Genomic DNA, 19,618 nt, shown 5'->3' with positions numbered 1-19,618 from the left:
TTTGATGTATCTAGTATACTCTATCAAAATAATAAAGAACAGGACATTTTTGTCCTGTTCTTTATGGCACTTTTTTGTTCTCATCTCTAAACTGTCTTAAAACACCTATATATTGACAAATAAGTTTAAAAAATATACTATAACGTTTCATAACAAATTATTTTATGATAATGCATTAAGGTGGTATTGAATGAATGAGTTAGGTATAAAAGTGAGACAACTTCGAGAAAACAAAGGTCTAACACGAGAGGAATTCTGTGGAAATGAATCTGAACTTTCTATTAGGCAATTAGCTCGTATTGAAAATGGAAACAATAACCCCAATGTAGTCAGTATAAGATATATTGCCAATCGTCTGGGCATGACTGTTGGAGAGTTAGTTGATGATCAAGATTTTAGCCTATCTGCTGACTATTTGGAATTAAAACAAAAGCTACTTCGTATTCCTACTTACGGAGATCAGGTTAGACTTGAGGAGCGTGAACAATATTTCACTGCTATTTACGAAAATTTTTATGATAAACTTCCTGAAGATGAGCAACTTATTATCGATTGTTTACAATCAAAACTTGATGTGCACTTTAGTGATAATGATAGTTTTGGACTAGGAATCTTACAAGATTACTTTGAACAAACTTTCAAAAAAACAACTTATACAGTTAATGACTTCGTTTTTTTTGATTTATATCTTGTTTGTTTTGCCTACAAAAAAAATCAAGAACCCTTTTATGAAGAACAACAATACGATAAAGTCATGACAAAATTGTTAAACTCCAATCCACCTCTGGCAGAGGAGAAATTTCAATTGAACAATGTCTTGCTCAACAATATCAAGTTAGCTTTTGATCTTAAAAAATGGGATATTATCGAACAAGTCGTCACAAAGAGTAATCAGTTGATGACAGACATTCACGACTTTCAAAAACGTCCTATACTCAGTCTCATCGAGTGGAAGTACCAACTTCACGTCAAGCACAATATCGAATCAGCTACACAATCCTATCAAAATGCTATTTTATTTGCTAAGCTTATCGGTGATGATTACCTCGAAAATCAATTGTGTCAAGAATGGAAAACTGACATTGATACTATGTAATAGTATATCTAACAGAGCTATTTAAAAAGCGCTTCAATATGGAGGCGCTTTTTAAATAGATTTTCGAACAATTCCAATGAGACTAACTAGTATAAACATACCTATAAAGATAATGGTAATAGTAGCGCTGGCTGGTGTTTCCCAATAATAAGAAAGAAAAATTCCGAAAACCATACCGATAAAACCAATAAACATACCTAACCAGACGACAGATGTAAAGTTTCGTCCAACACGCATAGCAATACTTGCTGGCAAAACCATAATCGTTGATACCAGTAAAGCTCCCGCTGCTGGAATTGTTAGTGCTATAGCGATACCAGTAACGATATTAAACAAAATAGACATGACTCTAACTGGTAAACCATCAACAAAAGCCGTATCCTCATCAAAAGTCAAAACATACATAGGACGTATAAATAAAAGCGTTAGTAACAAGACAACCGTAGCAATAATTGCTAAAAAGATAACCTGACTGCTACTAATAGTAATAATAGAGCCAAACAGATATTGTTCTAGGCTCATGCTACCAGCTTTTGCTTTACTCATCACAATTAAGGAAATTGCTAGCCCAAAGGACATGATAATAGCTGTCGCAATTTCCATATAATGTCTATAAACTATCCGTAGATACTCCAATAAAATGGCAGCTATTACTACAATAATAATTGTCGACCAAGTCGTCGAAACACCTAACAATAAACCAAAAGCAACACCTGCTAAAGAAACATGACTAAGTGTGTCACTCATCAGACTCTGCCGACGTAAAATGAGAAATATCCCTAAAATAGGAGCAAAAATACTAATGCAAATCACAGCAAGTAAGGCACGTTGCATAAACGTATAAGATAAAATCTCAAACATCACAAATTCTCCTTCTCATCACTATCATGAACATTAAAGCATCTCCAAGGAAGGCTATTATTACGCACGAGGTGGATATTGCGGTCTACAAACTCCTTGACCTCTTCAGGGTCATGTGTAATCATAAGAACCGCCTTGCCATGACGGTGGGCACTGTGATGCATCAACTCATAAAATGTTTTTGTCGTTCCGCTATCCATACCTGTTGTCGGCTCATCCAGCACGAAAATATCGGGATCAGATGCAAACATCCGAGCGATAACTGTCCGCTGCTTTTGCCCACCTGATAGACTCCCAATACGATGATAACGATAATCCCACATGCCAACAGATTCTAAACTAATTTTCACATGTTCTTCATCGTGTTTATCTAAACGTCTAAACCATCCGTTTCTAGGATAACGCCCTGATTTGACAAACTCATAAACGGTAGAAGGAAATCCAGCATTAAAACTTGCAATCTGCTGTGGAAGATAAGCAAGACGCAGTTTCTTGCCATCTTTATTAACCTCACTAATCATCACAGAACCAATCTTAGGTTTCAAAATACCTAATGTTGCTTTGATGAGCGTTGATTTTGCAGCACCATTTTCCCCTGTTAAAGTGACAAACTCACCGCTATCAACGTAGTAATTGATTCCCTCTAAAACAGGCTCATTATCATATTGAAAACTCAGATTTTCCACTGTAATATAGCGCATACTCACTCCTTAATTATATCAGATACCCGTTCCATGAAGCGTTCAATTACCGCTTGTTCATCTTCTGAGAAATCACTAAATAGTTTGTCGTAAGCCATCAAAGTCAAGTCATGATGATGACGGTGCTCTTTTGCAATTGGAACTCCTGCTTTTGTCAACTCAAAAAAAACAATACGCCCATCATGTTCATCTTTCACCGATTCAATCAACTGTTTGTGTAACAATTGTTTGACCGCTTTTGTGACTGCTGCTTGACTAACTATTAGTTTTTTGGACAAGATTGAGTTAGTCATACGACCACCATCAAGCAGTAGCATAAGAATATGCTCTTGTGTATTTGTCAATTCAACACCACTTTGACAAGCTCCTAATAAAAACTCATGCTGATTTTCAGACTTCATTACAATTTGGTTGATAAGGCGATCCAATTCATCTTTTATTGCCATAAAAACCTCCTTTTAGTTAACCAGTTAATTATATCACAAAAATAAGTGATTAGCAATGTTGATTCTAATCTTTTTATAAGCCAAATAAAACCTTCACTATGCGGAAAGTTTCAATAGCTAAAAAGGGCTATACATAACTACTAATCACTCTTTCTATATCCTTTTTTGAAATCTTTGTAACATGACGACCTATTTTAATCTTTTCATTTAATAAATAACCCTTCTCAGAATAATTTAGCATTTCTATATCATTCTTATCATTTCCAAAGGCAATATATTTGTTATCATTAATGAGATACTTGATAGCTGTATATTTGTTGATACCTTCGGATGTAATGACAATTTCTCTGTCATCATTATGAATCACATATTCTATGCCCTTTATATTTTGGATACAATTTATTATTTTGGAATTGATTCCTAAGATAATAATTTTTCCAACATTCCTATAAGAAACAGGCACGTTGTTTGCTAAATTTCCAGAATCCAACTTAACAAGTATTGGATGATTGCTTTCAGAAATAGAAGCCGTATAATGCCATTCGTAGTCTATGATAAAATCTAGTTTGTCTTCAAATACAACAGTCATTATATCAGAAACGACTTGACTATCAATATAACGGATTAACTTGATAGTCCCATTTTGACGTACCATAGCTCCATTAGCACCAATTAAATCATTATCTTTAAAATCACGAAGCAATGGTAGCATATCCCTAATAGGTCTTGCAGAAGCAAACAACAATTCATATTTATCATTTAACCTTCGCAAGGCGGTTTTCAATTCAGGCGCTATAAAGCGTCCATTAAAAACAATAGTACCATCCAGATCAAAAATAAACTTTTTTCTCTTCCTAATCATCAATTCTGTAAAGGTAAAATAGCCAAAAGATTTATTTGTTTTACAGGAGCATAGTTCTGCTTTTCCTAACTGTTTCAAATAAAGGTACAGTTGACGAGCTATTTTCATCGCAATATCTTCACCGAGACATCGATGTCCAGCCACACCAAAAGCCATAACTGAAGCATCTTCTGGGGAAGAAAGAATACACAAAACTCTTTCACCTTCTCTGATGGTGCATTTTCCAACAGTTGTATCTCTAAGACATATCCTAGATAAAGAGGTAAACGGCGGAAAATATTTTTGAATATAACTTATATCGTTCTTATAATCAGATAGCCCTTTACTTGCCCATAAATACACAACGGTTTTTAAAAAAGATTCTAATAGGTCTTGACCATCAACTAATAAATTAATGACTAAAGAAATCGGAACTTGAGATTGCTTTACCAAGTGAGCTACTAAAGAATGATTGTGCATTTTTTGACAATCACGTAAAACATATTCCTCGACTTTTTCAATAGCATGCGCAGCTTCTTGAGCATCTTTTAACTCAATAGAATTAGTATACAGAATATTTGTTATCGGTCTAGATAACTTTAAAATAGTTCTGTATCGCTCAACAGGTAAATCATATAGTTGAGTTATAATACGCTCACAAGCTTTTTCAATCATCATAGCAAAATCAATTTTACTCGTAGATAGCTCAACTTCTTCACGTATTATCTTTTGTACATCTGAAATTGAGAGCAATTTGTTCATGCTATTCAAAAGGGTAGAAGATAAACATCGACTCAGTTTATTTTTGTCACTGTCTTGATACATTATCCAGTCATCATAAAACACTTTTAGTCGATGAGCTAATGCATCATCAATGAAACTATTTCTTAGCTTGACACCTAATCTATCAGATGAAAAGTTAGGATTTTGGACGATAGCCTCAAAATAGTGCTTTTCAGTGACTATCCATGCATTCTGAATATCATCAAAATAAATAGGCTCATTATAATGGATTAGCGTATCTCTATAAACTGGCATAATTGATTCTCCTGCTCATTATTATACTCATTCTTATCTTAAAAGCAAATGATTAAGACAGTAATGATACAATTGTTCGCTTTTTACCAATAGAGCAAGTAATCTTTTTCATGATATGAAATAGACATTGGTTGCAACATAAAAGACCTAATTTCATATATAAAAAACTAAACTAAAAAATAAGGATATTGCCTGCTTAAATCAATTACAATATAGTATTACAAATAGACATCTTCCAAACGAAAAGTGTCTTTTCTATTTGATTTGCCACATTATTGTGTCACCATTCTTTGTCAGCATTCACATTAAAGTATTGCCCTACACGAGCAATAATTTTAGTGATTTTTTAACTTCTTTCATAAAAAGTATCTACACCATAGCTTGTTGGTATACTAATTTAGATTTACAGAAGAGACATGATGATTTATGACATATAGGTTATTGATAAAGTAGAAAAATGAAATAGTTGCATGTTATCAATACATCTGAGAACCCTTCAACGACTAAAGACAATGTTGAAAAGACGAATGGTATTGAAATTTATATTAGATTCGTGGAAAATTTGTGAGCTATCAAAATAGTTTAAAAGGAATGAATTGAGGAGCACTATAAAGAGTACCAATAACAGAACCATCGCTGTGTCTATTGCGTAGATGGAAAAAATAATAAGGAGTGTGCTCTTAAAGAACTTGTAGTTGGTATGAAGAGATATAGAGTTCTCAAAAATAAAAAACTACAAATCTACAGTCTTTGTAATTCCTTTATCATATTGTGAAACTATCTCTGCAACCAAATCATAGGCAAGACTAGTCTTTTCAATACCAGATTGACCATGAATATATACTATTGTTGGTTTAAATTCACCACTTTCTAACTGGCGTAAAGTCGTTTTAGCTGATATTTTTCCATATGCTTTAAAGGCTTCGTCAAATTTTTGTTGATTATAAGCCCACAAAAATATTAATTTTTCATCAACAAAAATAGCATCTTCGGTTAGCTCTCCCTTTATAATTTCTTGAAAAATCATATCTAAACTTTCGTCTGATTGCTCACGCTTCACTTTTGCGGATTGTTTTGTAAAGCTATCTAAATTTTCTGGTAGTAATCAAAAATTATCCAATATAAAATAGCACTATTTTTAGCAACTAGAAATTTATAAAAACACAACAAAATGCTGCAAAGCAACTAGTTTAGCAATTACTAATCATAAATAAAAGCGAACAAATTGGAATTCTAACCAATGTTGTTCGCTTTTATATTTTAAGAAATTCTTAATTAGGATAAGTAAGGTAGAGTTAGCTTTAATGACAAATAGGCTATTCCCATTTTATATTTGAATCAATAAGTCGTGTTAAATAATGTATTTTTTGTTTCATATCCTCCTGACTGGTACCTTTAAATAAAATAATACCTATATGATTCATATATTCCGTAGATTTGTAGTGCTTACCTATTTTATGATTTTCATAAAAATCAATGACATTTAAATCTTGCTTAATTTTACTTACGTCAAATTCAATTAATTTTTTATTCTGTGGAAAAACTGTTAAAAAACCAAAATTTTCTGGCTCATTTTTTAAAGGATAAGTCACTTTCTGTCCAACTTGTAAATAAAAGGAAACTTCATTCATGATAATGCCATATTTTTTTCAATCGTATTGCTTATCATTAAACCACCTGTACGGCTTGCTATTTCTATAAAATAAGGCGTTTTATCTTTCTCTGAAATTATAAACTCTGCGTGGATAGTACCATTATTAAAATTAGATTTTTCCACAAATTTTTTAGTTTCCCCTTTTAATAGTAAAAACTCCCAATCTGATTTATTTATTGTAAAGTCTGCAAAAGTTATTGTTGTATTTTGCGTATTTTCCATTAATGTTGTACTTTTTCCTAGACTATTCCAGTATTTAGAAACTGATATAAATTTAAGCTTATTATTTTCAACAATTCCATCAACATGATACATATCACCTAAAATAAACTGTTCTACATCATAATTTTCTTCCCAGAAACTCTTCTTTTCTAAGTAGTCATCATACTCCTCTTTATTTTTTAGAACCTGAACTCCCTTAGAACCCGATTTTGATAAAGGTTTGATTAAGATAGGAAAACCAATTTTTGAAACTTTTTCCATCAACTCACAAGGCTTCGAAAAAGTGCTGAATTCTGGAACATTTAATCCGATTATTTTAGCAAATTGCTTCATGATGTATTTGTCCCTATAAAGAAGTGCTGAAAAATAATTTTGCCCTTGTATTCCCAAAAGCTCTCTCAACTTTGCTACTCGCAAAATATCCCTTTCAGAGAGAGCAATAAGTAAATCAAATTTCTTCTGTTGGTGAAGTCTAATAACTAAATTCCCAAGCTCCTCATCATCATTATATTTTTCAAAATATATAAATTGATTAATATCTTTAAGCAATGATTTATCAACTTGATAACTCGAGATTAAGGTAGTATCAAGATTATCATTAAGCCAATTTGAAATAGGTGCTCTAAGCCAAGTCACAGTATTTATAACACATATTCTTTTTTTCATTTTATTCTCCATTTTCTCTGAGTTTTATACTTGGAAAATATTTAATCAGACCTAACCAAGCTAAAATAGACGACAGTGTTAGTATAAGAATTCCAAAAATCAAAATTCCCCTTTTAAAATCAAAATTTATAATATAAGAAAATATTGGAATAATGCAAAGTGTTTCACCGGAAACCATCATATCCCTAAAACTTGATATCTTTCCATGAAATTTCTGAGATATTCCCTTATGCAGAATTGTTTGAAAAAGGGAAATAGAGGTACCTGTAAAAACTCCTATAATAAATATTAGAATAAATGTACTATACGCCGTTGAAAAATAGTTCATTAAAATAATCATTATTCCTTGAACAAACAGTCCTACCCATGAAATGTAATTAAAGTCACACTTTGAAAAGACTATGTTAATGACCAAAAACGAAATAATTGCACCTGCAGCATAGCCACCATCAATGAGAGAAATAAAGGCTGAATTATGCAATACTGTTTCAGCATATTTTACACCTATTAAATTAATAAAATTTATTGTCAAATAATCAAAAGTTGAAAATAAAACAAGGAAAAATACCTTATGATTAAGAAATAGCTCCTTTACTAATGAAAACCAACTTTTATAGATTTCTGAAATCTTCGATAAAGGCTCTATTCTTCCTTCTTTAGTAGTGCTTGTAAGAATTATCCGATATGTACATAAGCAAGATATAAGAAAACTAATGCCATTTAATAGAAAAGTAAGTGAAAGCAAATTTAAAAAAATAAAAGGTGCAATGAGAGTAGAGCCAAGCAGTAAACCTCCTTGTTTAACAGAACTTCTTAGCCCATTTAATTTAACCAAACTTAAATCTTTTCTATCAATCTCTGGAAGAAGCTTAAAATTTGCAGCTCTAAAAAAAGGAGATATACAACTAATAACAGTCGTTAATAAAAATAAAAGCAAACTTCCACCGTTAAGATAAATTAATGAGAAAGCATACAATATTATTAATATTGCTTGTATTAAATCTGAATAAATTGAAATCTTTTTGGAATCATATGCATCAGCAACATAGCCCGCAAGTAGGTTAAGCGAAAACATTGTTATAGACTGAATGATAATCACACCACCAACTCCAGCTACTGTACCAGTTTTATCAAAAGCTAACTTACTAACAGCTAAGGAAAACATTCCATCACCTATACTAGATATGAAAGTTCCTATTAAATAAAATTTTACAGACGTTGAGTAGGAGAAAAGTTTTTTATTAAAAAAATTCATAGTATCCCCTTATTAAGGTCAATTTTAATTACATATTTACTTTACTTCAAATCTATATTTACTTTTCGCTCTTAATAGTGACTTTTCAACTTCTTTTATATTTGAAGCAGCTACAATTACTCTACCTGTGTAAAGTGAGCCGTAATTTTTAGGAGGAAGAAGAACTTTATCTCCAACCTCTTTCAAAGGAATAAACAATCTAACATTAGAATCTTCAAAGATTTCTGGTAGACCTCCTACTCTAGATACCTCACCCTCTTTTTCAGACATAAAATCTTCTTGCCCAACAACATACTTAGGAGATTGAGACCAACTTTCAAAAAAGATTTTTTTTATCGATTGGCTGATTCAAAGCATTCTTTATGGTTTCTTCAATAAATGAAACTCCTGATGCCAATTTTACTAAATGTGTTGTTATAAAGCCGCCTCCTGGTCGTGCAGCTATCTCAATAACTTTTAAAGCCTCACCGACTACTTTTACTTCAGCATGAAAAGAACAGGCTGTAATCCCTAGTGATTTTACTGCAGACTTTACCTTTTCGCTGTATAGTTTAAGAAATTTAGGAGATTTTTGAGATGGTTCTATTTCTTTATATTCTGTTGAATACTCATCCGTGACATATTTATCAGTCATACCTGCTATCACTACTTCTCCGGTTACTGATGAAACAAAACCTTCTACTGACATTTCATCACCAGAAAGTAATTCTTCATAAATATATTCATCAGGAAAGTATTTATAAACTTTATCCCTTGAAATTCTAGTTTCTGACCTTACTCGTTCAAATACACTTTCCAAATCAGTTTCCGAATATATTTTTACAATCGTTTTACTACCGGAAGCTCCTACTGGTTTTAATACCCCTGGAGTACCTATTACATCAACTGCTTCTTTGAATTCACTAAAATTTGTAACTCTCGAGAATTTAGGGCATAGTTCTGGATTTTCTTCTGAAATAGCTTTCCGCATCAAAAACTTATTCCTAGCATTCTTACTTGCTTCAATACTTGGAGCAGGTATATCTAACTTTTCGGCAATCAGTGAGACTAACTCGACATCTTTATCTGACCAAGTTAGGACACCATCAATGGGCTTCTCTTTAGCAAACTCTATAACTTTTTGAACTGCATTAGCCATATCATATGTATCTGTAATAATAAAATTATCTTCTGATATGTATCCGTCATCAATTTGTGGCTTTATATCTGCAAGAAGTACAACTTCAACCCCTAATTTTTTTGCTGCATACAATGGCTCCATACGTTCAACATAATGTGAACGCAAATTAATGAATAAAATTCTTTTCACTTTAATACTCCTTTTTCTTCAATTCAGCTAAATTTTTAGTATAATTATCTCTATTTACTTGTTGTAACGCAAAAGAAAAGTCCTTCTTATCTGTAATTATATCAAAAATTGCTTGTCCAATGACTTTAACATACTTAGAATATATTATTACATTTTCTAGGTCGCTTATTGAATATTCATTATCTCCTCTTCTAAAAGTTCTCACATCCATTAATGCTTTGTATTCTCTACCATTAATAGTCATAGTTAAAGGAACTCTTATACAATTATTAATATCCAATTTGACGTGACCAACATGATGATACTTATCTTTATTCGTAACATCAGACAAAACTGCTGAAAAATAAAAGTCCCGTTCACTAAAATCAATCTGCTCACAATTAATAAAATTCCCCGGCATATAGTGCCATCCATTGTACAGCATACGTGAATTTATTGCCATTCCAATTTTTGAAAGTACATCTACTGGAACATTCTCTAACATATTTTTACTTGGGGTAACAAGACAATAATAATTTTTAGGACTAAGAGAGATAATATTTTGATAATTTTTTCTGAATCTAATTTTATTAATAAGCCAACATTACCAAAATATCTTGAAAATGCAATATCACTGTGAGTAACATCGGATAAACGTAGAAAAATAAAATTTAATAAATCTAGAAAACGCTCTTCAAGATGGGATAAATCTCTTTGAAAATATTCTTTAATACTTGTTTGAAATTCTTCTAAACTGTTAGATTTCACTCCAAATGTATCATACAATTTGCTACTCAAATCTAAATCGAAAACGAATTTAGATTTGAGTTCTTCGTTTTGAATAAACTCTTCTGACTTTTGTAGAGATAAACCATTAATTTCTCTATAAATAACAGTTGTTTTCAATATTTTCTCCCACTCCTCCTTTAGTTTTTGTACTTTATTATCTAATTCAAGTTCTGAAAAATTCCCTAAAGATTCTACATCCGTATCTCCAAGAAGTCGTTTGTATTGATAATACTTAAATTCTAGATACTCTTCTAAATTACCTAAGGAGATTTGCTTTCCATTAAATTCTTCTAAGCGTGTCTGTATTCCAGAATTCAGTATATAATCCGTAAAACATACAAATATGTAGTCGTTTTCTTCCCACTTTTCCAATGGAGTTTCAAGCCAATATTCTAGTAAGCAACTTCTGTTAACTTCTTTAGTTTTGCTACTTAAATTATTAAGATAATCAAAATTTGAATAGCACGATGCTCCTACATAATAAATTATCGGAGCCATATGTAACAAATAATATTTTACTCTTAATAAACGTTGTTATAAATTAGCTTCATCCAATTTTTTAAGTAAATTATAGTACCTTTCATACTCTTTTCTCATCACTTCACTATCTTGTTTACAAATTTCATGCCACTTATCTTTGGATAGCATAAAAGATAGTACAAATTTACAATTTTCATTATCTAAAATATCTATACAAACTATATAACATATAACTACTATTATAGTATATATTATCCGCCGCCGACAATAATAATTATTCCCACAATTATCGTTACTATTCGAAAAAATGTGTTCATAATATTTCTTATTTCCGATTATTGTATAATAAATTCAAAGCAACTTAATTTTTGTTGTGAAAGTGGGAATTTATATGAAATCATCTTTCAAAATCTCAAATCGCAAGATTCGAAAGAGGAGAATCTGAAATATCCGGTATTCGTCTCATTAATATATTAGATAAAATGAATGTTACTTTAGATGAATTCATGATTTTATATAATAATGATAATAAAAAAATCCGTCTTTTATCGACTTGCTTGAATACATTCGTAAAGCTTATTCTGAGCAAGAGGTTGATACTTTAATGAATCTACTAAATACTCAAAATAATTTTCAGTTAAGTAAATTGGATAAGACAATGATAAAATCTCTCCAAGAAGAATTACTTGAACTAACTGACTATCTTTTTAAAGTTGAATTTTGGGGATATTATGAAATTATCCTATTAGGAAATTGTGCACCCACTATAGATTACTCATTTTTGATTTTACTAACAAGGGAGATGCTAAGAAATTATATATATATATTCCTCTTTAAATAAAAACAATAAAAAGTTGGTAACACAACTTGCAATTAATTGTTTAATAATAAGTTATTTTGATGTAAATGTTAATTATCTACTTGGAACATCTGATGAAAAGGAGTCACTAATAAAGGGCTTAGAGAACAAAGATTCAATATATTTGATTATATATGTAACCTTAAAAAACCATGTTTCAATTCATACAATTGAAAAAGCCGTACAAGCAGTAGAACTTCCTCAATCAATAAAAGATGAACTCTATTTTATTGTGGAAATGATCGATAGTAACGAACGTCAGTTACGGTGGTGGGAAGCAAATAAAAAATGATAACGGTCTAAAAGCAATCAATGAAAACTAGCTACAAAATTATTTAAATAACATAAAAACGACTTATGAAACCAAGTCGTTTTTATGATAATTAATGCTCATTTATAGTATTTTTTGTAAATAACGAAAATAGGAATAAAATAAAATATTACTGTACAGCCAATCAGCCAAAGCAGGTGTTGAGGTACCGCAGTAAAATTTTCTAACCAAATAGCCCTTACAATACTTGTAGCATGATACAATGGCGAAATCCATGTTAGTTTTTGAAAAGATTCTGGAATAGAATCAATTGGGAAAAATGTATCGGAAAACATATATAACGGTCTAATGATTAGTGTATTGTAATAATTCAGAAACTCTCTTGAAGGAGCAAGATAAGTAAATGTCAAACCAATAAGTCCAAAAACTAGACCAATCAAAAAGAGAAGTGGAATAATAAGCAACATGTAAAGGTTAAATGTCTGACTTATGAAAACAGAGACAATCCAAAATATACCGCCAAAAATAACAGCTCTAGCTCCAGACCAAATAGCCTGACCAATTACAATATCTTGTAAATTAATTGGTGTCATCAACATAGCATCATACGTTTTTTCAATTTTGTATTGAATAAAAGCATTTACAGTTGCCTCTGAAGTAGAAGCGGTCATTGCAGTCGCTCCAATTAGCCCTGTGATAACAAAAGTAGTATAAGTCATTCCATTAATATTAGTTAAATAAGAACCTACACCAAATCCCATTGCCAATAGATAAAATAGAGGGTCAATTAAATTAGGAACTATAGCAATTTTAAACAAGGACTTAAAACTCATATAGTTTCTAACAACGACATAATAAATTGATTTAAACGAAACTTTAAACACTTTCTCCCCCTTTACTTGAACTTGTCAATTTAAGGAATAATTCTTCAATATCCTTTTCATGATACTTATTTAACAAACTATCAATTGTTCCCTCATCTTTTATTACTCCTGAATCAATAATAGCTATTCTATCAGCGAGAAATTCAATTTCATTCATATAATGAGAAGTAATAATTATAGATACTCCCTGTTGTTTTAGCACCTCTAACTTATTCCAGATTATATTACGAGATTGAATATCAAGTCCAACAGTCGGTTCATCTAATATGATTATTTCAGGATTATTTATTAAAGCTCGTGCAAGAACAACTCGCCTCCTCATACCTCCTGATAACTCACTAATCATTTTATTAGCATGATTATCAAGTTGGACAAACTCTAAGAGTTCCTTGGCTCGTTTCTGTAGTTCTTTGGAATTTATACCATAACAAATACCGTGGGCAATCAAATTTTCAAATACGGTTAGTGTAGTATCAAGCATATCCTCTTGTGCCACAATCCCTAACTTTGATTTTCCTCTATCACTTAAAGATTTAATATTTTTTCCCAATATATATACATCACCACTTGTTATTTTATTAGCTGAGTAAATCATCTTTAAGGTCGTCGTTTTCCCAGCACCATTAATGCCTAAAATACCTAAACATTCACCTGATGTTACAGTAAAGTTTATATCTTTAACAGCCGTATAGTTTCCATAATTTTTTGACAAGCCATCAACTCTTAGCGTTTCCATGTTTCTCTAAATCCTTTCCACATACTGGACAATCATCATATTTATGTAATTTAGTAAACTTTTGCTCAAATATCAAGAAATCAATACTAAACGCCTTATTATATGTTAGAAGTTTATCAGTACCCCAAAATACATATCGCATAATTTCGGCAGCAATAAAATATCCATGAAACAAGATATCCCTAAAGCCCCATTAGGTGTCCTATACATTGATAGCTCTTTTTCTGTCCGAATATCTCTGATAGTTTTTAATTCTTCTTCATATTCAGGAATTTTTTCAATATCATTCATATACTGACAATAAAAACAAGCTGATTGATGCGGGATAATAGAATAAACTCGTCCATTCTTTTTTCCGACCAAAGCAGAAAAACATACCTTATTATACTTTACACAGGCTTGATTTACCCAAAAATCAATATAACCAGTCGGATAATCGGCAACATTAACAACAATATCACAATCAGTAGTAAGGATTAATTTTTCCACATCTTCTGCCGAAGAAATTTCTTGCGTTATAGTTGTAAAATCAACATTAGGATTAAACTTATTAATAAAATTCTTTGCTGCTTTTGTTTTCAGTTCACCAATATCATCGCTATTATATAAAACTTGTCTATTTAAATTACTTCTTTCAACTTTATCAAAATCAACGGCTGTTATCTTTCCAATACCAAGTTCAGATAACGAAAGACAAATATTTGAACCGATACCGCCTAAACCTAACAATAAAACATGAGTATTTTTTAAAAGAATTTGATAATCATATTTATTTTTTGCATTATCTGCTAGAGTGTTAAAGAAATTAAGATTCACTGAATAATGTTCAAGCTCTTCACTAGACAAATCGGTTGGAATTTCTATATAAGCATCTTCTATATACCCCATACCATTTAACAAATCAATAGATTCTTTGATTTCTGATTCACTCAAGTTTTTACATTTTTCAACTATATCTGATACAGTATTATTTCCGTCTAAGGATTTTATTAATTCGGTATATTTTCCATTCGGATTATCAATCTGTATGCCATAATCATTTCCTGTACCAACTCTAATAGCGTCTTTTAAAAAAAGTACGCTGTGAATGTCTTTTATCTTTGGCAATCTCATATTTATCTCCATTCTTAATTAAGAAAAAAGGATGAACCAAAGTCCTATCCTTTAAAGAAAGTTTCGGTATCTCCAATTAGGAGAATACACCCAACTGGACTTAGCGTCCTTCAACAACTGTTGCTGGAGTAGCAATTTTTTTGATTGACATACCAGTTACCTCCATAAAATATTCACAATAACGTAAAGAATTTTATTTAGATATTGTGGTAATTTTCTGAATAATCATTCTTTATTTACTGTGTAGATAAATTATATTATAATAATTAATAGAAATTCATCGATATATGGAATTTCAGGGAGGTTTTTTATGAATTCACCAGACGTTACAACTATTTTACGACTTTTATCTGATAAATCTAGAGTTAATATTTTAGATATTTTAATGGATGGTCGCGCTTATACTGTAAATGAAATTACATCTTTTACAAAATTGAAGCAACATACTGTCAGCTACCACTTAAAATTATTAACAGAAGCTAACCTTACAACTGTTACACAATATGGTAAATTTAGGTACTACTCTATCTCAGATACAATAACACCTGAGCTGTTTGAAATTCTAAGTAACTACTCACCACTTGAACCTACAAAAAGCTATAATCAGCATTTTGCAAAAAAAGAGTTAAAGCAAGCTAGAACTTGTTACGACCACCTTGCTGGAGAATTAGGGGTTAAAATCAAAGATTTTCTTACCTCTGAAAATATCATTGCAGAAAACAAAATCAATAGTAACAACTATATTGTGACTACATCAGGTGAAGTATTTCTTAAAGAAGAACTCAATATTAATGTTACTGATTTAAAAAATAAAAAACGAAAGTTCTGCATTAATTGCTTAGACTGGAGCGAACGAAAAAATCACATTGCTGGAGCATTAGCAAAGGCAATTTTAGATTTCTTAATTGAAAACAAATACATAATACGTAACTCTGGGTCAAGAGCAATAAAAATTACGGATAAAGGAAAAATATTCTTCAAAGACAATTGGCATATAGTCCTTACTGATAACTAAAATAGTGTAGAATTTTTGTTGCGAAACATAAATTCTTTAAAAATATAAAGATAATAAAATCGCATAAAATCAACAAAAATCCTCTACACTTTAGGTATAAATTTCTATGAACTACCTATAGGGAAGACCTAAAATAGCGCTAAGATGGTAGTCAGAATATTGTTGTCCATTGATGGTAAATTCAGTTTTACCTGTTAGTTTACTGTAATCCTCAAGGACTTGATGTAACTTGTTAGCTTGTTCTTCAGTTGGCATACCAATAAAACCTACTTGTCCATCAACATCTGGTGTCATTTCAGATAGTTTGATGTCTTTATTAATCGCTAAAATAGTTTTCAACAAGTAGAGTTCTTTTGCTTTGGTTGATTTATCATCAACTGGAGCAGTAAGAGTTTCTACTGTTTTCAAGGCATTAAATATTTATCGTCCACAAAACTTAGAGATTGTTTAAAATTCCATTAAAGCCTGTAGGTACTTAACCCACCGCAATGATAAAAACATGGCTGAGGGGAGATTTCCCTATAATGTCGATGAGATCTTCAATCATCTAATGGCAATGACATCAAGGCAATCATGGATGAAGTCAAAAATCATGATACAAAAAAGTCTGAGAACGACCTAGAAATTGATGAATACTGTTTAGAACTAAGTTAGCAAATTTCGTTAGAAGGTTTACTACCATTAGAATCAAAAAAAGTTTTGTTTGAACAATTCACTCAACGAACCGCTCAAAAAACATGGAAGACTAACAAACGTATCTTTGAAGAAAATCGTCAAGAATACATTCAAAAAGAATTTGAGCGGATGACCCATGGAGAGTGTCATCATAACGCTATTTACATACAGGGAGCAGGCAATAGTGGAAAATTATTTCTTGCTCGATTGATTGCTAAACAGCATGATTGAATAGGACACACACCCATAAGTGAATAAAAAACGCTTTGATTTAGATTCGAGGTACAAAGGACAGAAAACGATGACCAATGAATTTGATACGTCATGCGACACGGATTATCGTGAGCTCTTTCAAATTTTAAAACCTGATTCAACCAATCAACTCAGATTTCGTTTCAAAGATGCATATATCATTCAACATGACCATTATTACAGATTATGAAAATTATTGGAATTAGGTTGAAGCGTCGTATTCGCTATATCGTAAAAGTATATTATAACGACCACAACAAGTTCAGCATTCAATTATGGTATTGCCAAGCCGTGATTTAAAAGAAAAAGTAAAATTACAATTCAAAAAACTAAAGAATAGAAATTAGATAGCATCACTAAAGATTCTGAATCAGATTTGACAAAGATGACACAAAAATTATTAATTGAAATTCAAAATAACCAAACCAGCTCTTATCAAATAAAAAAGCTACCGTTTCATACACCGATCAAAGCGATTCAAACGACAAGCTAAAAAATTTAAAAGATTAGTCGAGTAAGTTAACTCCTTACTTGATTATCCCATAACATCTTAGTGAGATAAAGAAAAAATAATAAAAATAACAACAGATAAATTGATTTGCCTATTACTAGAAATCGAACACATTGAAACAACATTATACGAAACAGGGTTCAACTCATATAACTATTTTTTAATCGACATTCTTATGACGAACTCTTAACAAGTTTTAGAATGTTTGAATTCTCAAAAGGACACTCCGAAGTGGTTAATGAACCATCTAACGGATTTTGTCATGAATATTTCAACATCCCATATCGATATAATCCAACAAGTGAAAGGAAATAAGTCTATGAGCATTCAACTTGAATTGAACCTAAGATCTATTACTGTACAACTCCCTGAAAACCACATCATCATTTCTAAAAATGATGATGAATTTAACAGAGGAAGCCACATAAAGACGTTATTTATCCTTAAATGAAGTTTTTAAAGTGCTTTTAGTCCTCAACCTTGGTCATTAGAAAACGTTCTATACAAGCCAAATATTCGCTCAAAAATTGATATTAACAAAAACAAAGATGGATTTGTGAGATATACTCAAAATCAAGGCGGACGTTACTATTTTTTAGCAAGTAGAGCCAAAGAATATTTTGAAGAAGTTTTTGATTATGATATGACAACCAAGATAATATCTTAGTTATCGCTTTTAGAGAAGTGTTATTTTATCTGGTTGCCCTCCTAAGAAACGTAAAGAAGATAAATATAGACATAGTTTCCAAGACTATCAAAAGATAAACCGTTACTTAGAAGAAAATTTAGACTTACTTATATCTATTGTCTTTCATTTACCATTGATTAAGCTAAAAACTGAACCATGAGCAGGTGAAGTTGCAGGGATTGTATCTTATGGGACACATTAGAAATCAAAACATATCGCCGATGTGACACCATTCGCCATCGCTGGTCAAAAACTAAAACAGAAGGTTCAATTCGAACAATCCCCACCGATGCAGACTCACTGAATTCTTGAAAACCTTAAATAAGAGTAAGATGTATTATTGAAAATGGTGTAATTACAAATAGTGAAAACATGATTTTTGTTGACTTACATCATAATACGGCAACTAATGCAGGTATCAACAAACACTTAAAACAAATCTTAAAAACATTACACATCTTTCCACAAAATATGACAAGTCTAGGTTTACTATGTACATATTGCAATGTTAACCATCGGTGTATATATTCAAGCTTATCAAAGCTAATGGGTTATAAAGATATTCTGCAAATAAGCAAAACCTACAGACATTTAATCCAAGAAAAATCTGCCCAAGAAGATAATAAAATACGTGATTTCTATAAGTCTTTAAGTGAGTAAAGTATACTTTGAATAAATTTTGAACATTTCAAGCAAAAAAGCCTCTAAATCAACATTTAGAGACCTTAAACTATACCGGCGGCCGGGGTCGAACCGGCACGTCCGTGAGGACACTGGATTTTGAGTCCAGCGCGTCTGCCAATTCCGCCACGCCGGCAAATAAACTGGGGTAGCTGGATTCGAACCAACGCATGAGGGAGTCAAAGTCCCTTGCCTTACCGCTTGGCTATACCCCAATCATAGGGCGAATGATGGGAATCGAACCCACGAATGCCAGAGCCACAATCTGGTGTGTTAACCACTTCACCACATTCGCCATAATAGAACACGGGCAGTAGGAATTGAACCCACACTGAAGGTTTTGGAGACCTTAGTTCTACCTTTAAACTATGCCCGTAATATGGAAGGGGAGGGATTCGAACCCCCGAACCCGAAGGAGCGGATTTACAGTCCGCCGCGTTTAGCCTCTTCGCTACCCTTCCAAACTAACAAATGGCGCGAGACGGAATCGAACCGCCGACACATGGAGCTTCAATCCATTGCTCTACCAACTGAGCTACCGAGCCAATCTCTTATTGCGGGAGCAGGATTTGAACCTACGACCTTCGGGTTATGAG

At 31.8% G+C, this 19,618-nt stretch carries 22 protein-coding genes, 6 tRNA genes and 1 pseudogene; 7 read left to right on the top strand and 22 right to left on the bottom strand.

The features are described 5' to 3' along the window. Window positions 1-190 precede the first annotated feature (190 nt). On the top strand, window positions 191-1,096 hold the full coding sequence (locus NXS10_RS08230; RefSeq protein WP_259139373.1) for a helix-turn-helix domain-containing protein: 906 nt from the start codon (window positions 191-193) through the stop codon (window positions 1,094-1,096). A 51-nt stretch (window positions 1,097-1,147) separates the two neighbouring features. Here the strand turns inward: NXS10_RS08230 and NXS10_RS08225 are convergent, their stop codons facing one another. From NXS10_RS08225 to NXS10_RS08170, 12 genes are all read right to left on the bottom strand, one after another. Beyond that, the gene (locus NXS10_RS08225; protein WP_263008859.1) at window positions 1,148-1,957 is read right to left on the bottom strand and encodes an iron chelate uptake ABC transporter family permease subunit; all 810 of its coding nucleotides are present in this window, start codon (window positions 1,955-1,957) and stop codon (window positions 1,148-1,150) included. Beyond that, on the bottom strand, window positions 1,957-2,658 hold the full coding sequence (locus tag NXS10_RS08220; RefSeq protein WP_259139369.1) for a metal ABC transporter ATP-binding protein: 702 nt from the start codon (window positions 2,656-2,658) through the stop codon (window positions 1,957-1,959). The genes NXS10_RS08225 and NXS10_RS08220 overlap by 1 nt, the downstream gene beginning before the upstream one ends. A gap of 2 nt (window positions 2,659-2,660) precedes the next feature. Beyond that, on the bottom strand, window positions 2,661-3,104 hold the full coding sequence (locus tag NXS10_RS08215) for a zinc-dependent MarR family transcriptional regulator (RefSeq protein WP_259139368.1): 444 nt from the start codon (window positions 3,102-3,104) through the stop codon (window positions 2,661-2,663). A 127-nt stretch (window positions 3,105-3,231) separates the two neighbouring features. Continuing rightward, window positions 3,232-4,983, bottom strand: coding sequence for an HAD hydrolase family protein (locus tag NXS10_RS08210; RefSeq protein ID WP_259139367.1), 1,752 nt, complete (start codon window positions 4,981-4,983; stop codon window positions 3,232-3,234). A 733-nt stretch (window positions 4,984-5,716) separates the two neighbouring features. Then, window positions 5,717-6,043, bottom strand: a complete 327-nt coding sequence (locus NXS10_RS08205; RefSeq protein ID WP_259139365.1) for a hypothetical protein — start codon at window positions 6,041-6,043, stop codon at window positions 5,717-5,719. A 256-nt stretch (window positions 6,044-6,299) separates the two neighbouring features. Beyond that, window positions 6,300-6,614, bottom strand: a complete 315-nt coding sequence (locus tag NXS10_RS08200) for a hypothetical protein (protein ID WP_259139363.1) — start codon at window positions 6,612-6,614, stop codon at window positions 6,300-6,302. Further along, window positions 6,611-7,525, bottom strand: coding sequence for an ATP-grasp domain-containing protein (locus NXS10_RS08195; RefSeq protein WP_259139361.1), 915 nt, complete (start codon window positions 7,523-7,525; stop codon window positions 6,611-6,613). The genes NXS10_RS08200 and NXS10_RS08195 overlap by 4 nt, the downstream gene beginning before the upstream one ends. Window position 7,526: 1 nt before the next feature. Continuing rightward, entirely contained in the window at window positions 7,527-8,780 is a 1,254-nt protein-coding gene (locus NXS10_RS08190) for an MFS transporter (protein ID WP_259139359.1), read from the bottom strand. A 36-nt stretch (window positions 8,781-8,816) separates the two neighbouring features. Beyond that, window positions 8,817-9,050 (bottom strand): hypothetical protein, encoded by a 234-nt coding sequence (locus tag NXS10_RS08185; protein WP_259139358.1) that lies wholly within the window; start codon window positions 9,048-9,050, stop codon window positions 8,817-8,819. Between the two features lie 46 nt (window positions 9,051-9,096). Beyond that, window positions 9,097-10,089, bottom strand: a complete 993-nt coding sequence (locus NXS10_RS08180; RefSeq protein WP_259139356.1) for an ATP-grasp domain-containing protein — start codon at window positions 10,087-10,089, stop codon at window positions 9,097-9,099. A gap of 1 nt (window position 10,090) precedes the next feature. Further along, window positions 10,091-10,573, bottom strand: a complete 483-nt coding sequence (locus NXS10_RS08175; protein WP_259139354.1) for a hypothetical protein — start codon at window positions 10,571-10,573, stop codon at window positions 10,091-10,093. After that, complete coding sequence (locus tag NXS10_RS08170) at window positions 10,567-11,355, bottom strand: hypothetical protein (protein WP_259139352.1); 789 nt, start codon at window positions 11,353-11,355, stop codon at window positions 10,567-10,569. Before NXS10_RS08170 ends, NXS10_RS08175 begins: the two co-directional genes overlap by 7 nt. 395 nt (window positions 11,356-11,750) lie before the next feature. Here NXS10_RS08170 and NXS10_RS08675 point away from each other — a divergent pair. The 3 genes and pseudogenes from NXS10_RS08675 to NXS10_RS08665 all read left to right on the top strand — a co-directional run. Next, window positions 11,751-11,942 (top strand): annotated as a pseudogene (locus NXS10_RS08675) (Rgg/GadR/MutR family transcriptional regulator); the annotation flags it as partial. Further along, on the top strand, window positions 11,942-12,178 hold the full coding sequence (locus NXS10_RS08670) for an Rgg family transcriptional regulator (RefSeq protein ID WP_373318060.1): 237 nt from the start codon (window positions 11,942-11,944) through the stop codon (window positions 12,176-12,178). The pseudogene NXS10_RS08675 and the gene NXS10_RS08670, both read left to right, overlap by 1 nt. 13 nt (window positions 12,179-12,191) lie before the next feature. Next, window positions 12,192-12,488 carry a hypothetical protein gene (locus NXS10_RS08665; protein ID WP_373318059.1) on the top strand — a complete coding sequence of 99 codons (297 nt, stop codon included), beginning with the start codon at window positions 12,192-12,194 and terminating at the stop codon, window positions 12,486-12,488. Between the two features lie 98 nt (window positions 12,489-12,586). Here NXS10_RS08665 and NXS10_RS08160 read toward each other — a convergent pair whose 3' ends face one another. The 3 genes from NXS10_RS08160 to NXS10_RS08150 all read right to left on the bottom strand — a co-directional run bounded on the left by NXS10_RS08160 (window position 12,587) and on the right by NXS10_RS08150 (window position 15,200). Further along, a complete protein-coding gene (locus NXS10_RS08160) occupies window positions 12,587-13,351 on the bottom strand; it encodes an ABC transporter permease (protein ID WP_259139350.1) in 765 nt (254 codons plus the stop codon). Beyond that, entirely contained in the window at window positions 13,344-14,087 is a 744-nt protein-coding gene (locus tag NXS10_RS08155) for an ABC transporter ATP-binding protein (protein ID WP_259139348.1), read from the bottom strand. Before NXS10_RS08155 ends, NXS10_RS08160 begins: the two co-directional genes overlap by 8 nt. A 105-nt stretch (window positions 14,088-14,192) precedes the next feature. After that, window positions 14,193-15,200: a HesA/MoeB/ThiF family protein gene (locus tag NXS10_RS08150; RefSeq protein WP_259139346.1), complete on the bottom strand. Its 1,008-nt coding sequence runs from the start codon at window positions 15,198-15,200 to the stop codon at window positions 14,193-14,195. 310 nt (window positions 15,201-15,510) lie between these two features. On the opposite strand from NXS10_RS08150, the gene NXS10_RS08145 reads away from it, so the two are divergent. Further along, window positions 15,511-16,215 carry an ArsR/SmtB family transcription factor gene (locus tag NXS10_RS08145; RefSeq protein ID WP_259139345.1) on the top strand — a complete coding sequence of 235 codons (705 nt, stop codon included), beginning with the start codon at window positions 15,511-15,513 and terminating at the stop codon, window positions 16,213-16,215. A 111-nt stretch (window positions 16,216-16,326) separates the two neighbouring features. Here NXS10_RS08145 and NXS10_RS08140 read toward each other — a convergent pair whose 3' ends face one another. Continuing rightward, a complete protein-coding gene (locus tag NXS10_RS08140; protein ID WP_259139343.1) occupies window positions 16,327-16,623 on the bottom strand; it encodes a hypothetical protein in 297 nt (98 codons plus the stop codon). A 291-nt stretch (window positions 16,624-16,914) separates the two neighbouring features. On the opposite strand from NXS10_RS08140, the gene NXS10_RS08135 reads away from it, so the two are divergent. Continuing rightward, window positions 16,915-17,121 carry a hypothetical protein gene (locus NXS10_RS08135; RefSeq protein ID WP_259139341.1) on the top strand — a complete coding sequence of 69 codons (207 nt, stop codon included), beginning with the start codon at window positions 16,915-16,917 and terminating at the stop codon, window positions 17,119-17,121. Window positions 17,122-18,167: 1,046 nt separating this feature from the next. Continuing rightward, the gene (locus NXS10_RS08660) at window positions 18,168-18,320 is read left to right on the top strand and encodes a DUF771 domain-containing protein (RefSeq protein WP_373318061.1); all 153 of its coding nucleotides are present in this window, start codon (window positions 18,168-18,170) and stop codon (window positions 18,318-18,320) included. 754 nt (window positions 18,321-19,074) lie between these two features. Here NXS10_RS08660 and NXS10_RS08130 read toward each other — a convergent pair. The 6 genes from NXS10_RS08130 to NXS10_RS08105 form a co-directional block, all read right to left on the bottom strand. Next, window positions 19,075-19,158 (bottom strand) — tRNA-Leu (locus tag NXS10_RS08130). Between the two features lie 7 nt (window positions 19,159-19,165). Then, a tRNA-Gln gene (locus NXS10_RS08125) sits at window positions 19,166-19,237 on the bottom strand. A 7-nt stretch (window positions 19,238-19,244) separates the two neighbouring features. Next, window positions 19,245-19,317: transfer RNA gene (locus NXS10_RS08120), tRNA-His, on the bottom strand. Between the two features lie 10 nt (window positions 19,318-19,327). Continuing rightward, window positions 19,328-19,398: transfer RNA gene (locus NXS10_RS08115), tRNA-Trp, on the bottom strand. A 4-nt stretch (window positions 19,399-19,402) separates the two neighbouring features. After that, window positions 19,403-19,483, bottom strand: a tRNA-Tyr gene (locus NXS10_RS08110). An 11-nt stretch (window positions 19,484-19,494) separates the two neighbouring features. Continuing rightward, window positions 19,495-19,567 (bottom strand) — tRNA-Phe (locus NXS10_RS08105). Window positions 19,568-19,618: the final 51 nt, after the last annotated feature.

It is taken from the genome of Streptococcus sciuri (assembly GCF_024814375.1).
Taxonomy (GTDB): Bacteria; Bacillota; Bacilli; order Lactobacillales; family Streptococcaceae; genus Streptococcus; species Streptococcus sciuri.
The sequence above is the reverse complement of the archived record's forward strand: the minus strand, read 5'-3'. Positions and strand labels throughout refer to the sequence as shown.

Coding starts and splice junctions, on each gene's coding strand:
- NXS10_RS08150 (WP_259139346.1), bottom strand. CDS start 15,200: ATGAGATTGCCAAAGATAAAAGACATTCACAGCGTACTTTTTTTAAAA.
- NXS10_RS08200 (WP_259139363.1), bottom strand. CDS start 6,614: ATGAATGAAGTTTCCTTTTATTTACAAGTTGGACAGAAAGTGACTTAT.
- NXS10_RS08225 (WP_263008859.1), bottom strand. CDS start 1,957: ATGTTTGAGATTTTATCTTATACGTTTATGCAACGTGCCTTACTTGCT.
- NXS10_RS08195 (WP_259139361.1), bottom strand. CDS start 7,525: ATGAAAAAAAGAATATGTGTTATAAATACTGTGACTTGGCTTAGAGCA.
- NXS10_RS08170 (WP_259139352.1), bottom strand. CDS start 11,355: ATGGCTCCGATAATTTATTATGTAGGAGCATCGTGCTATTCAAATTTT.
- NXS10_RS08145 (WP_259139345.1), top strand. CDS start 15,511: ATGAATTCACCAGACGTTACAACTATTTTACGACTTTTATCTGATAAA.
- NXS10_RS08175 (WP_259139354.1), bottom strand. CDS start 10,573: ATGTTAGAGAATGTTCCAGTAGATGTACTTTCAAAAATTGGAATGGCA.
- NXS10_RS08220 (WP_259139369.1), bottom strand. CDS start 2,658: ATGCGCTATATTACAGTGGAAAATCTGAGTTTTCAATATGATAATGAG.
- NXS10_RS08670 (WP_373318060.1), top strand. CDS start 11,942: ATGAATCTACTAAATACTCAAAATAATTTTCAGTTAAGTAAATTGGAT.
- NXS10_RS08215 (WP_259139368.1), bottom strand. CDS start 3,104: ATGGCAATAAAAGATGAATTGGATCGCCTTATCAACCAAATTGTAATG.
- NXS10_RS08190 (WP_259139359.1), bottom strand. CDS start 8,780: ATGAATTTTTTTAATAAAAAACTTTTCTCCTACTCAACGTCTGTAAAA.
- NXS10_RS08185 (WP_259139358.1), bottom strand. CDS start 9,050: ATGTCTGAAAAAGAGGGTGAGGTATCTAGAGTAGGAGGTCTACCAGAA.
- NXS10_RS08230 (WP_259139373.1), top strand. CDS start 191: ATGAATGAGTTAGGTATAAAAGTGAGACAACTTCGAGAAAACAAAGGT.
- NXS10_RS08210 (WP_259139367.1), bottom strand. CDS start 4,983: ATGCCAGTTTATAGAGATACGCTAATCCATTATAATGAGCCTATTTAT.
- NXS10_RS08155 (WP_259139348.1), bottom strand. CDS start 14,087: ATGGAAACGCTAAGAGTTGATGGCTTGTCAAAAAATTATGGAAACTAT.